Raw genomic sequence first — 12,824 nt, 5'->3', positions numbered from 1 at the left:
GCGCATGGCCCGAGCAGAGATCGTTCGTCGACAGACGCTCCGCCGCTGACATGGCGCTCGGCACGAACAGCCGGATCCTGGGCGGGATTTGCGCCGGGCGTGCGCGCGGCCGGTCGCACACCGACCGCACCACCTCGGCGTGCAATTTTGGGCACACGCCCTCGGGGTGGGGATGTCGGCCATTCACCCCGATGTTTTCGGCCAGCCGCCATCAGCAGAATCATCGTGACTGGATGGTCATTTGAATGAACGTCAGAGAGTCTTACCCGGATTCATGATTCCCAGCGGGTCGAAGACCGACTTGATCTGCCGCTGCACTTCCAGGCCCACCGGCCCCAGCTCCCGGGCCAGCCACTCCCGCTTCAGCAGGCCGATGCCGTGCTCCCCGGTCACCGTGCCGCCGAGCTCCAGGCCCAGCGCCATGATCTCCTCGAAGGAGCGCTCGGCCCGGGCCGTCTCCTGCGGATCGGTCGCGTCGAACACCACCACCGGGTGGGTGTTGCCGTCCCCCGCGTGCGAGACCACGCCGATGGTCAGCGCGCCGCGTTCGGCGATCGCGGCCACCCCGGCGAGCATCTTGGCCAGGCGGGAGCGCGGCACCGCCACGTCGTCGATCATCGTGGTGCCCATCCGGTCCAGCGCCGGCAGCGCCAGCCGCCGCGCCTGGAGCAGCAGTTCGGACTCCGCCCGGTCCTCGGCCGGCACCACCTCGGTGGCCCCCGCGGCCCGGCACAGCTCGGCCACCGCGGCCAGTTCGGTGGCCTGCGCCGGCCCGTCGAAGGCCACCAGCAGCAATGCCTTGGTGCTCTCCGGCAGCCCCATCGCGGCCATCTCGTTCACCGCCCGCACGGTGGTGGCGTCCATCAGCTCCATCAGCGACGGTGTGAACCCCCGGGCCATCACCTCGCAGACCGCCGCGCAGGCCTCGTCCGTCCCGGCGAACTCGGCCGCCAGCACCAGCGGCGGCGCCGGCTCCGGACGGAGCGCCAGCACCGCCTGCACCACCACCCCCAGCGTCCCCTCGGAGCCCACCAGCAGCCGGGTCAGGTCGTAGCCCGCGACGCCCTTCGCCGTCCGGCGCCCGGTCCGCAGCAGCCGCCCGTCCGCCAGCACCACGTCCAGGCCCAGCACGTACTCGCTGGTGACCCCGTACTTGACGCAGCACAGCCCGCCGGCGCCGGTGGCGATGTTGCCGCCGATGGTGCAGGACTCCCAACTGGACGGGTCGGGCGGGTACGCCAGCCCGTGCTCCCCGGCCGCCCGCGACAGCACGGCGTTCACCACGCCGGGCTCCACCACGGCCAGCCGGTCGACCGGGTCGATCTCCAGGATCCGGTCCATCGCGACCAGCGAGAGCACGATGCAGCCGTCCACCGCGTTGGCACCGCCGGACAGGCCGGTGCGGGCGCCCTGCGGCACCACCGGGACGCGCAGCGCGGTGGCCGTCCGGAGCACGTGCTGCACCTGCTCGACGGTCCGCGGGAAGACCACCACGGCCGGCGATCCGGCCGCGCAGAACCCGGCCATGTCGCGGGCGTAGGTGGCCGCCACGTCCGGGTCCACCACCACGGCTCCCTCGGGCAGCCCCTGCACCAACCGGTCGACCAGATCACTCACGGCAGCCTCCGCTCCTCGCGCACCTGTCCCGCTCCGCACTCTTCCGCCACGCCGGGGTGGCCGCAAGGCTGCCTCGGGGACCGGTCGGCTCCCGCACGGCACGGGACGGCTCCCGCAGGGCGCGGCGCGGGTGCTGAGGCAGCCGTCCGGAGACAGCCGCTGCCGGGGCGCGTCCTCGGCGGCGTTCGGCGCGTGCCTTGCGCCGCTGGGCCGACGGAGGCCCATGGGGATGACGGGGATGACGGGGAGCCGCGGGCCCTGCCGGGCGGCGGCCGGATCGGGGGACACACGAAGAGGCGGGCGGCCGTACTCGCGGCCATCGGCGGAGCGCTGCTGGTCGCGGGGTGCGGCGGGAAGCCGACCCGGGTCGCGGTCACGGACGCCAACGGCGCCGGCATCGCGGGGGCGATCACCCCCGACGGGCTCGGCCGGGCGCCCACGGCCAGGGCGGTGTTGGTGGAGGCCTCGGACGGCACCCCGGTCCGGGGCCACTGGTTCGGCGACGACCGCTCGACCTGCGCCCGGAGAGCTTCTGGAAGCCGGACACCACCGTGCGGGTCCATTTCCGGACCAGGAAGGTCGAGCTGGCGCCCGGCGTGACGGGGCGACCGACCGCGACGGGTGATTCACCGTCGGCCACTCGAAGGTCAGCGAGGTGGACGCCGCCATCCGGCCGCCTGGGAGCCGGACCGGGCGATCGGGGCGGTCGGCCACCGGGCGGACCGCTGCGGGCGGTCAGCCGTCAGCCGCCCCGAGCGCGCGCAGGACGCCGGCGGGCGTCCAGGCCCCGGCCGCCCCCGGGCGGCTGCTCAGGTAGGCGGAGCAGCGGCCGGCGTCCCAGCCGTGCGCCTCCCGCAGCCCTGCGGCGAGCATCCGCAGGTACCGCGCGGACGGGGGGTTCAGCTCCGCCTCCGCGGTGCGCCAGGGCGCGGTGAAGGTCAGCACCGGGAGCCCGGCCAGGGTGCCCACGCAGAGCAGCGTCTCGTACCGGCCGGCACCCAACTCGGCCCGCCCGTCGGCCAGTACGGCGCTCAGGTCGAGATCCGCGCCGGGTGCGCGGCGGACCTCCTGCGCGGCGATGTCGGCGAACTGACCGGCCCGCAGCAGGTAGCCGCGGGCCGGCAGTTCGCCGTCGTCCAGCGGGTCGTAGAAGCCCATCCCGCCGCCCCAGACCAGCGACTCCAGCGCGAAGTGCAGCCGGCCGGGCAGCAGCAGCGGCACCGCCCGCTCGGGCGGTCGGCGGTCCCGGCTGCCCGGGTGGTCGCGGTCGCCCTCGGCGAGGCGACCCCCGGCGAGGTAGCAGGTCAGCCGGGCGAGGAGCATGTTCGAGGCGTAGGCGGCGTACCAGATCCGGTCGTCGGGCGCGGGTGGCCGGGGCGGCGGGTCGGGGCGCGGGTCGGGGCGGCGCGCCGCGATCGTGGTCATCCGCCCGCCCGTCCTGGCCTGCCGGCCCGCTGCCTCCGGCCCCGGTGACAGCCCCTCGGATCGCGGCCGGCCCGGCGCCCGATTCTGCGGGATCCGCGCGCCCGGTGCGCGGCGACGACCGGTGCGCGGCGCGGGTTCCACCCGTGCGGGGGAACGGGCCGCCGCCGCGCGTACGCCGCGATCGGTCGGTCCCCGAACGGCGCCCCGATCCGTGCCACAGGACTTCCACACCCGCACGCTCCGGGGGCACAAACGCAGAGGGCGGGTACCGGAGGACTTCCGGCACCCGCCCTGCGCAGGTGGTTCTCCTACCAGCGGAGAGCGTGGGATTCGAACCCACGGTACGGGGTCACCGCACGACAGTTTTCAAGACTGTTCCCTTAGGCCGCTCGGGCAGCTCTCCAGGCGGAGGCCAGCCTAACGGGTCCGGCGGGGTTCGGTGCACACCGTTTCCGGGGGTGGGGTCAGTTGTCGCCCTTGCGTTCGCCGAGGGTGACGGTGGTCTTGGCGGCCTTGCCGTCGCGGGTGTACTCGACCTCGACCTTCTCGCCCGGCTTGTGCGTCCAGATCTCGCTGACCAGGGTCGGGCCGCTGTCGGTCGCGATGCCGCCGAGCTTGGTGATGACGTCGCCGGGCTTGAGGCCGGCCTGGTCGGCGGGGCCGCCGGGGGTGACGGCGGGGGTGCCCTGGACGTCCTTGGTCTGGATCTGGGCGCCGTCGCCCTTGTAGTCGTCGTTGCGCAGCACGCCGAGGATCGCGTAGACCGGGGTGCCGTCCTTGATCAGCGTCTCGGCGACCCACTTGGCCTGGTTGATCGGGATGGCGAAGCCGAGGCCGATCGAGCCGGCCCGGCCGCTGGAGCCGCTGGTGTTGGACTGGATCGCCGAGTTGATGCCGATGACCTGGCCGGAGGCGTTCAGCAGCGGGCCGCCGGAGTTGCCGGGGTTGATCGAGGCGTCGGTCTGCAGGGCGTTCATGTACGAGGCCTGGGAGCCGGTCTCGTCGCCGGAGGCGACCGGGCGGTCCTTGGCGCTGACGATGCCGGTGGTGACGGTGCCCTCAAGGCCGTACGGGGCGCCGATCGCGATGGTGGCGTCGCCGATGGCGACCTTGTCGGAGTCGCCGAGCGCCAGCGGGACGAGTTTGTCCTTGGGCGGGTTGTCGAGCTTGACCACGGCGACGTCGTAGCCCTGGGCTCGGCCGACCACGGAGGCCGGGTAGGAGGAGCCGTCGGAGAACTTCACGGTCAGCTTGCCGCCGCTGGCGGCCGGCGCGACCACGTGGTTGTTGGTGAGGATGTGGCCCTCGGTGTCGAAGACGAAACCGGTGCCGGTGCCGGACTCACTGGAGCCCTGGGCCTTGATGGTGACGGTGCTGGGCAGGGCCGCAGCGGCGATGCCCGCGACCGACTCCGGGGCCCGGTCGAGCGCCTTCTTGTTGTCGCCGACCGTCACCGTGGTGCTGGTGTGGCTGGAGGAGCCGACGCTGCCGTCCTTGCCGTCCGTGAGCGAGACGCCGATCGCGCCGCCGGCCAGGCCGGCCACCAGGGCGACGGCCGCGACCAGGGCGATCAGGCTGCCGCGCTTGCGGCGCGGGCCGGGCGGGGTGCCCGGGCCGCCCCACTCGCCCGGCTGGCCCGGGCCGCCGACGCCGCCGGGCGGGGTGCCCCAGCCGCCGAGCGGCTGGCCGGCGCCGAACGGGTGGTGGGCCGACTCGGCGGCGGGCGACTGGTGCGCCGCCTGCGGGTGCCCGGCCGGGGTGACCGGGGCGGCGTACGGGTCGCCCTGCGGCGCGCCCTCGGCGAACACCGGGGCCACCGGCACGGCCGGAGCGGGCGGCACCGGCGGAGCCGGAGCGGCCGGCGGGGGCGCGCTGACGTAGCCCGCCGCGGCGGGCGGCACCGGCGGGGGCGCGTCGATGTACTCGGGCGCAGCCGGGGCGGACGGCTTGGACATGGCGAGCGTGTCTGCGGACTCGACACCCGCCGGCGGCGCGGCGGCCGACGTGGTGTCAGTAGCCGGAGCACCCGCCTCTGGGACGCCGGAGGACCGACCCTCCTGCGGCCCGGTGGACCCACTCTCGTGCTCGGTGCTCACGGACGACCTCCATAGCTGACAGGACCTTGGCCATAGTTTTTCGCATAGCCGATTCAGTTGCCGTAAGCAGCCCCCTGAAGAAGTCATGAGAATGCTTAGGTGCTCCCGACAACCTGCGGCCGTTCCACCCGTGCCGTCGCCCGGTGGTCCCGCGATGCGGACGGCAGCTCCCTGGCCTTGGCGTTCGAGCCGCCGACCGTTAGCCTGGCGCTCCAAACTGAAACGACGCGGGAGCTTGGACCCACCAGGCTGAGAGTGCGCTGTTCGACCGTACGCCATGGGTATCACGGCGGGGGTGGTCGAGGGAGCGCAGACCGCCGGAACCTGTCCGGGTAATGCCGGCGTAGGGAGTATCGGCCATGACGGCTGTTTCGCCTTCCCCTGCCTCGACCTCCGCCACCCCCGTGGCCGAGCGCCCCGAGGCGCCCCTGGTGCTCGACACTGAACCCCCCAGAACCCTGGACTTCCGCGCCCAGTTCGCGCTCTGGGCCAATCTGGGCGTCAGCCTGATCGGCTTCTCCAGCGCCGCGACGGTGCTGGGGGCGGCGGGGGCGGAGCTGTCCTTCGCCGCCGCCGTGACGGCGATCGTGGTGGGCACCGTGATCGGTACCGCGATGCTGGGCGTGGCCGCTCTGATCGGCGCCCGGACCGGCGCCCCGGCGATGGCGGTGCTGCGCGGGCTGTTCGGGACCAGGCTCTCCTACCTGCCCACCGTGCTGAACATCGCGCAGTGCGTCGGCTGGGGCCTGTTCGAACTGATCGTGATCGCGGGCGGTGCCCAGAACGTGGTCGGCACCCAGGGCTGGCGCTGGCTGTTCGTGCTGCTCGCGGGGGCGCTGACCACGGTGCTGACGATCTGGCCGCTGGGCGCGATCGCGGTGCTGCGCAAGTACGTGGCGATCGCGGTGGGCGTCGCGATGGTCTACTTCACCGTCCAGCTCGGCCGGCAGGGCTTCCCCGACCCGGGGGCGGGCAACTGGGACGGCTTCCTGACCGCCACCGACGCGGTGATCGCGGTGTCGATCTCCTTCGTCCCGCTGGCCGCGGACTACACCCGGCACTCCCGCACCCCGGGCACCTCGTTCTGGGGGACCTTCTCCGGCTACACGGTGGCCCAGGTCTGGTGCTACGTGCTGGGCCTGATCGCGCTGCTCCAGCAGCACGGCGACAGCAGCAAGATCTTCGACTCGTTCACCGGGGTGACGGCCGGCTGGCTGTTCCTGCTGGTCCTGGTGGTGCGGGAGACCGACCAGTCGTTCGCCAACGTGTACTCGACCGCGATGTCGGTGCAGAACCTCTTCCCCCGGGTCGACCGCCGGGTGCTCACCGTCGGCATCGGCGCGCTGGTCACCGGCCTCGCCCTGTGGGTCCACGAGCTCAGCGCCGGCTACACCAACTTCCTCTACCTGATCGGCGCGGTGTTCGTACCGCTGTTCGCGGTGCTCGCCGTCGACTACTTCTTCGGTGCCGGCCGCAGCGGCTGGAACCTGGAGCAGGACGCCCCGGCCCGCTGGCTGATGCTGCTGCCCTGGGCGATCGGCTTCGCCACCTACCAGTTCATCGCGCCGACCGCGATCGCCGGCTGGTGGACCGGCTTCTGGCAGAACCTGCAGTCCGGGGTGGGCTTCGTGCCGCAGGCGTGGACCTCGGCCTCGCTGTTCGCCTTCCTGACCGCCGCCCTCGCCACCTGGGCCACCACCCTGGTCCGCAAGGCGGTCTGACGCCGGTCGCGGAGACCGCCGAAGCCACCGCCACCACCGCCGAAGCCACTGCCGGGAGCCACCGCCGCCGGGGAGCTGTTCACCGCACGTTCCCGGTGGCGGTGGCTTTCGGCCATCCGGGCCCGCGTAGGGTGATCGTCGTGGACACCCAGCCCCTCGACCCCGCCGCCGCCTCGTCCGGCGCCCCGGACCGCAGGTCGGTCAAGGTCATCGCGCACCGCGGCTCCTCGGCGGCCCTGGCCGAGCACACCCTGGAGGCCTACCGGCTGGCGATCGAGGAGGGTGCGGACGGCCTGGAGTGCGACGTCCGGCTGACCGCCGACGGTGAGCTGGTCTGCGTGCACGACCGGACGGTGCGCCGCACCTCCGACGGGCGGGGCACGGTGTCGGCGATGACGCTGGCCCAGCTCGGCGAGCTGGACTTCGGCTCCTGGAAGTCGCCGCAGGCCCCGCGGCCCGCCACCGTGCTGACCCTGGCGCAGCTGCTGGAGCTGGTGGCGGACAGCGGCCGCCGGGTCGAACTGGCCATCGAGACCAAGCACCCGACCCGGTACGCGGGGCGGGTGGAGGCCGAGCTGCTGAAGATGCTGGAGCGGTTCGGCCTACTGCCCGACGCGGCGGCGGATCCCTCCGGGTCGACCGTTCGGATCATGAGCTTTTCGGAGCTGGCACTGCACCGGGTCCGCCGGGCGGCGCCGGCCGTGCCGACGGTGTACCTGCTGGAGCGCCGGCTGCCGCTGCTGGGGCGCACCGGGACGCTGCCGGGCGGGGCCCGGATCGCGGGCCCGGGGATCGAGCTGGTGCGGCGCAATCCCGGCCTGGTGCCGGCGCTGCGGCAGGCCGGGCACCGGGTGCACGTGTGGACCGTGGACCAGCCGGCCGACGTGGAGCTGTGCCTGGAGCTCGGGGTGGACGCGCTGATCACCAACCGGCCACGCCAGGTGCTGGAGCAGTTGGGCCGCTGAGCACGGTCGGTTTGGCGGGCGTGCGCCCCGTTGTGGGCCGCTGCGGGCCGCCGCGCCCCGCCGTGGGCCGCCGTGCGCCGTATTCGGGCGCGCGGGGGTGAAGGGGCGCGGAAGGGGGCGCAAAGTGCTCGCCGGGGTATTTCCGACCTGTTTCACAACAGACCGTGAGCATCTAATCACCTTTTGGGCACCGTGCGTTGCGATGCCGGAAATGGCCGTCAGGGATCTGTGAACGCTCGTTTCCGACGCAATCCCAAGGGGCATCCATCCCTCGGCAGAAGCTGAAGGAGGTCCGGGGGTGGCGTTGATGGTGGCGCGTTCTGTGCCTGAGAAGGCCGGGCCGGCTTCATCGACCCTGGCAGTGCCGCACGGTCCGGCGAGCGTGGGCGTGGCGCGACGGCGGTTGCGACGCGATCTGGGCGATCGGAAGATACCGGATTCGGTGATTGACGATGCAGTTCTGATCCTCTCCGAACTGCTCAGCAATTCCTGTCGGTACGCCCGTCCGCTGGCCCTGCTGGCCGAGCTCGACCGGGACGCGGAGCTGCCGGTCGGCCGGCTGGTCACCGCGGGCGGCACGGTCCGGCTCGGTTCGGCCGCGACCGAGCCGAGCAGTGAGCCGAGCGGTGACGGGGATGCGGACGGGGAGGCCGGCGGGGTGCTGGTGCGCTGGCAGACCCATGGCGACGGCCTGCTGACCCTGGAGGTCACGGACGGCGGCGCGGTCACCAGGCCGCTGCCCGCCCGGCCCTCGGTGACCGCCCGCGGCGGCCGCGGGCTGAACATCGTCGGCGAGCTGGCCAGCGACTGGGGGGTGCGGCACGCGCCCGGCCGGGTGACGGTCTGGGCCGAGCTGCCCGCCGACGGCCGCCGTGCCCCGGGCCCGGCCGTGCTGCCCGACACCGCCGGCCCGCACGCCCGCAGCGCCTAGCGGCCGCACGGCCCCGCCGACCGCGGTACGCCCACCCGCGGTACGCCACCCGAACGGCGTACCCGGGTGCCGTGCGCGGGGAAGCCCCGGAATTCTCAGTAGGCTGCCCGGAGCAAGACGTCGCCGTCACCGGGAGAGCCGCACCATGGCCAAGAAGGCCGCCAAGAAGTCGCCGCAGCGCAGCCAGTCCAGCACCGTGACCGCGGGCGAGGTCCCGGTCGTCGGCGCCCGCGAGATGTGCCCGTGCGGCTCGGGCCGCCGGTACAAGGCGTGCCATGGGCGGGAGGCCGCGCACGCCGTGCAGGAGCTGGTGCACCGTCCGTTCGAGGGGCTGCCGGGCGAGGCCGACTGGGTGGCGCTGCGCGAGCTGGTGCCCGCCGCCACCGTGCCGCTGACGCTGGCCCCCGGGGTCGCCGAGCAGGCCGAGGGCGAGGTGCCGTCGGTGACGCTGGCCACCGTGCTCCCGCTGGCCTGGCCGGCCCTGCGCCGCCCGGACGGTTCGATCCTGCTGGGCCTGCAGACCCAGTCCTCCTCCGGCGACCTGAGCCGCGACCTCGCGGACGCCCTGGAGCTGGCGCTGACCACCGCGCCGGGCAGCCCGGTGCCGTCCCGCCGGACCGTGCCGGGCGGCCGCCGGCTGCAGGAACTGCTGGACACCGAGGCCGCGTTCGTCCCGGACGTGCACACCGGCTTCGAGTTCTGGCTGGAGGACTCCGAGGCGGCCGAGGGCGAGGTGGCGGCCTCGCTGGAGCGGGCCAACGCCTCGGCCATCCCGACCGAGAAGCTCGCCGGCGTGGACGCGGCGTACTGGTGCGGCACCCCGGACAAGAACCACCTGCGCTGGGTCATGACGGTGCCGGAGGAGCAGCTGCTGGACGCGCTGGCCCGGCTCTCCACCGCCGGCGAGACCTCGCTCGGCGCGGACACCCGGCTGGTCGGCTCGTTCCGGGCGCACGGCCTGATCGTGCCGGTCTGGGACCTGCCGCTGGAGATGACCGCGGCCGACTGCGAGCAGCCCGCCGCCGCCTTCGCCGAGAAGCTGGCCGCCGCGCTCAAGGAGACCGAGCCGCTCAGCGCCGAAGAGCGCCGCTCCCGCGCCAATCTGGTGAACCGTCAGGTCACCTTGAACTGACCGCACGGTGACGGGTGTCACAATTCGCCCACATCGGTCCTGGTCGCGGAGGATTCCAAGACCCGGGCCGCGCGGACAAATTGGCGCGCACGCGGATCTTTGTTACTGTTTTAAACAGTCCGGTCGCTGGTGCATCCCCCGTCGCCAGCGGCCGGGCCTTTCCTTTTTCCGGACGGCCCGCAGGACAGTACGCCTGCGGCCGACCGAGCGCCGTCGATCAGAACGGCAGCCGGGTGCCGTCCGGTGCGGCCGCGGCCACCGCGATCAACCCGGCGAGCAGCGCACCCACTTGCGGCAGCCAGAGCCCGTCGGGCCGCGGCGCGCGCACCCACTGCACCGCACCGGCGCCGGTCCGCGAGGGCGGCAACGGCAGGTACCCGCCCGGGCCGTGGTAGCGCAACGAGCCGGGCACCCAGTCCCGTTCGGCCAGCAGCTCGCCCAACTCCTCCAGCGTGTACGGGGCGACCAGCAGCAGGTACCTGGTCGGGGTGGCCAGCACCGGGCCCAGCGGCACCCCGATCCCGTCGAACCAGGCCAGCAGCCGGGCGCCCGCCGCCGCCGGGACGCTGACCGCGCAGACCGTACGGCCGGTGGCCACCAGCACCGGGGCTCCGGGCGAGCGCCGCTCCCACCACCAGCGCACCATCCGGGTGTCGGTGGTGGCGGCGAGCAGCGAGGGCTCGTGCGGATGCCCGCCCGGCACCGGGCAGCAGACGTCGCCGCAGGAGCAGGGGCCGGCCGCACCGCGGACCGTCCGGGCCCCCGGCAGCACCGGCCAGCCCAGCTCGGCCGCCGCGAGGGCCGCCGCCAGCGCCCGGCGCCGGCCGCCGGGCCGCCGGGCGCGCAGTTCCCGCCAGGGCACCGGCTGCCACCGGGCCACGGCCCGCCGCAGCGGCTCCAGTCGACGACGTGTCCGACGCATGGGCACTCGTTCCTTTCCGCGACCATGAAGCACGGGACCGTCGATCGGCGCGTCGGCCGGGCGGCTGCCGCACGGCCCGGCCGAGGTGACCCAAGGGGGTGGGTGAGGGGCGGAGCCGGGTGGACCGGCTCGCTGGAACGAGAATCCCTCATACGTCCGGATGGACGCCTCCCGGCAGCTCCTGGTTCCACCGTACGAGTGAGTCAAACCTGGGCGGGCCGGCCGGCGCGGATGCGAAGCATACGATCCGGAGCACCACTTGACTGCGCGTCGGCTTGGCCGACGGCGCCGTCGGCGCGTCCGGGCCGCCCCGCCCGGGCGGCGCCGCGCCCCGGCCGGGGTCACGATCCGGCCGAGCGGCCTTGTCAGAATTCTGGACATGCCCCGATCGGCCTGTGTACAAGTGGTGGATTGTTGCCGAGTAGTGAGATAGCAGTCGTTTTGGGCGGTTCCGGGGGTCCTGCGTGACACGTACCACTTTGCGGGGAGTTCCGACATGACCGATGCCCGGCCGCTCCACCTGGTGCCGACCGAGCCCGCTCCGTCCGGCCCGATCGCCCTGTCGAGCACCTCCGCCGCGCTGCCCGGGCCGGCGGTGGCGGACGAGCTGCCGGCCGGCTTCCCGGCCGGGGCCCCGGAGGGGCTGCAGGACCGTTTGACCGGATGGCTGTCCGATTTCACCAGCCTGCACGAGCACACCGAGCTGCTGGTCCGGGCCCGCGGCCTCCCCGCCGCGCTGGACGCCGTGCTCGCCTCCGGGGCGGCCCTGCTCGGCGCCCCGCGGGGACTGGTCACCACCACCGCCCGGGGGGTCGGCCGCCCGGTCGGGCTCGGCCTTGACCGGGCCGGGATCGGCGCGCTGGAGACCGTGCCGGCCGAGCACGGCCCGTTCGCCGGCCTGCTCAGCCGCCCTTCGGAGACCGGTCGGCTGATGATCTCCGACCTGGCCGAGGACCCGGCGGTCGGCCACCGGTTCCGTGAGGTGGCCGCCCAACTCGGCCTCGGCGCCTGCTACGCGCTGACCCTGGCCACCGAGCAGGACGGCCCGCTGGCGGCCGCGGTCTGGTTCTACGACGAGCCGGCCCGGCCCGACGAGCGCCGCCGGCAGCTGGTCGAGCGGTACTGCGAGTTCGCCGCGCCGCTGCTGTCCCGGCAGTTGGAGGCGGACACCGCGGTGCGCGCCACCGGGGCGCTGCGCCGCAGCCTGCTGCCGGACCACCTGCCGGTGCTGCCCGGGGTGCGGCTCGCGGTCCGCTACCGGCCGGCCGCCCTGGAGCACTCCTGCGGCAGCGACTGGTACGACGCCATCGCGCTGCCGGACGGCTCGCTGGGGCTCACCGTCGGCAGCGTCTCCGCCGACCGCCCCGGCGCCGGTCCCGGCGCCGCCGCCGGCGCGGCCGCCGCGATGGGCCGGGTGCGCGCGGCGCTGCGCGCGTACGCGGTGCTGGAGGGCGAGGACCCGGTGTCCGTGCTCGGCGACCTGGAGCTGCTGCTCAAGACCACCGAGCCGAACCGCTCCGCCACCGCCGTCTACGCCTGCGTCCAGCCACAGGAGCGCCGGGTCTCGCTGGCCGGTGCCGGCCACTGCCCGCCGGTGCTGGTCACCCGGTACGGCGCCGACTTCGTGGAGACCTCGCTCTCCGCCCCGCTCGGGATGCTCAGCTGCTGGGAGGCGCCGGGCATCGAGTTCACCGTCGAGCGCGGCGACGTGCTGGTGCTCTGCACCGAGGGCCTGGCCCGCCGCTGCGGGCCGACCCTGCACGCCGGGCAGGCCGCCCTGCGCCGGGCGGCCGCGGACGCGCCCCGGGACGTGCGGTTCGACCCGGACCGGCTCTGCGCCCACCTGCTGGAGACGCTGGTCGGCGAGGTGCCCGAGGAGGGCGCGACCGACGACCTGGTGCTGCTGGCCGTCCGCTTCGACTGACCGGGCGCAACCTCCGAACGGGTGATCGGGCCGGCATCCGTACCATGGGAGCCGAGGCCGCCCACCACCCCGCGATCCGGGGTGCCCGGGG

9 protein-coding genes, 1 tRNA gene and 1 riboswitch are annotated in these 12,824 nt (G+C 74.3%); of the genes, 5 read left to right on the top strand and 5 right to left on the bottom strand.

Annotation, left to right across the window (positions count from 1 at the left end):
- Nucleotides 1-252 precede the first annotated feature (252 nt).
- The 4 genes from AB0K43_RS21305 to AB0K43_RS21290 form a co-directional block, all read right to left on the bottom strand.
- Complete coding sequence (locus AB0K43_RS21305) at nt 253-1,617, bottom strand: FAD-linked oxidase C-terminal domain-containing protein (RefSeq protein ID WP_363641994.1); 1,365 nt, start codon at nt 1,615-1,617, stop codon at nt 253-255.
- A gap of 735 nt (nt 1,618-2,352) precedes the next feature.
- Complete coding sequence (locus AB0K43_RS21300; protein ID WP_363641992.1) at nt 2,353-3,042, bottom strand: histone deacetylase; 690 nt, start codon at nt 3,040-3,042, stop codon at nt 2,353-2,355.
- Nucleotides 3,043-3,357: 315 nt separating this feature from the next.
- Nucleotides 3,358-3,445, bottom strand: a tRNA-Ser gene (locus tag AB0K43_RS21295).
- A 61-nt stretch (nt 3,446-3,506) separates the two neighbouring features.
- Nucleotides 3,507-4,997 (bottom strand): trypsin-like peptidase domain-containing protein, encoded by a 1,491-nt coding sequence (locus AB0K43_RS21290; RefSeq protein ID WP_363641990.1) that lies wholly within the window; start codon nt 4,995-4,997, stop codon nt 3,507-3,509.
- 358 nt (nt 4,998-5,355) lie between these two features.
- A riboswitch (TPP riboswitch) is annotated at nt 5,356-5,507 on the top strand.
- Here AB0K43_RS21290 and AB0K43_RS21285 point away from each other — a divergent pair.
- From AB0K43_RS21285 to AB0K43_RS21270, 4 genes are all read left to right on the top strand, one after another.
- Nucleotides 5,498-6,859, top strand: coding sequence for a cytosine permease (locus AB0K43_RS21285; protein ID WP_363641988.1), 1,362 nt, complete (start codon nt 5,498-5,500; stop codon nt 6,857-6,859). It overlaps the preceding riboswitch by 10 nt.
- Before the next feature lie 140 nt (nt 6,860-6,999).
- Nucleotides 7,000-7,824: a glycerophosphodiester phosphodiesterase gene (locus AB0K43_RS21280; protein ID WP_363641986.1), complete on the top strand. Its 825-nt coding sequence runs from the start codon at nt 7,000-7,002 to the stop codon at nt 7,822-7,824.
- A gap of 442 nt (nt 7,825-8,266) precedes the next feature.
- Complete coding sequence (locus AB0K43_RS21275; protein ID WP_363641984.1) at nt 8,267-8,755, top strand: ATP-binding protein; 489 nt, start codon at nt 8,267-8,269, stop codon at nt 8,753-8,755.
- A 145-nt stretch (nt 8,756-8,900) separates the two neighbouring features.
- Nucleotides 8,901-9,887, top strand: coding sequence for a DUF5926 family protein (locus AB0K43_RS21270; protein ID WP_363641982.1), 987 nt, complete (start codon nt 8,901-8,903; stop codon nt 9,885-9,887).
- Between the two features lie 217 nt (nt 9,888-10,104).
- Here AB0K43_RS21270 and AB0K43_RS21265 read toward each other — a convergent pair whose 3' ends face one another.
- Nucleotides 10,105-10,809 carry a bifunctional DNA primase/polymerase gene (locus tag AB0K43_RS21265; RefSeq protein ID WP_363641980.1) on the bottom strand — a complete coding sequence of 235 codons (705 nt, stop codon included), beginning with the start codon at nt 10,807-10,809 and terminating at the stop codon, nt 10,105-10,107.
- Nucleotides 10,810-11,305: 496 nt separating this feature from the next.
- Between AB0K43_RS21265 and AB0K43_RS21260 the strand changes: the two genes are divergently transcribed.
- Nucleotides 11,306-12,733, top strand: a complete 1,428-nt coding sequence (locus AB0K43_RS21260; protein ID WP_363641978.1) for a PP2C family protein-serine/threonine phosphatase — start codon at nt 11,306-11,308, stop codon at nt 12,731-12,733.
- Nucleotides 12,734-12,824 lie beyond the last annotated feature (91 nt).

Source organism: Kitasatospora sp. NPDC049258, from assembly GCF_040678895.1.
GTDB lineage: Bacteria > Actinomycetota > Actinomycetes > Streptomycetales > Streptomycetaceae > Kitasatospora.
Note: the sequence above shows the minus strand (reverse complement) of the source record. Positions and strands in the feature narration are given on the sequence as shown.

Bases quoted from the DNA above. Each gene is read 5' to 3' on its own strand.
- AB0K43_RS21270 (WP_363641982.1), top strand. From the start codon at position 8,901: ATGGCCAAGAAGGCCGCCAAGAAGTCGCCGCAGCGCAGCCAGTCCAGC.
- AB0K43_RS21300 (WP_363641992.1), bottom strand. From the start codon at position 3,042: ATGACCACGATCGCGGCGCGCCGCCCCGACCCGCGCCCCGACCCGCCG.
- AB0K43_RS21265 (WP_363641980.1), bottom strand. From the start codon at position 10,809: ATGCGTCGGACACGTCGTCGACTGGAGCCGCTGCGGCGGGCCGTGGCC.
- AB0K43_RS21285 (WP_363641988.1), top strand. From the start codon at position 5,498: ATGACGGCTGTTTCGCCTTCCCCTGCCTCGACCTCCGCCACCCCCGTG.
- AB0K43_RS21290 (WP_363641990.1), bottom strand. From the start codon at position 4,997: ATGTCCAAGCCGTCCGCCCCGGCTGCGCCCGAGTACATCGACGCGCCC.
- AB0K43_RS21260 (WP_363641978.1), top strand. From the start codon at position 11,306: ATGACCGATGCCCGGCCGCTCCACCTGGTGCCGACCGAGCCCGCTCCG.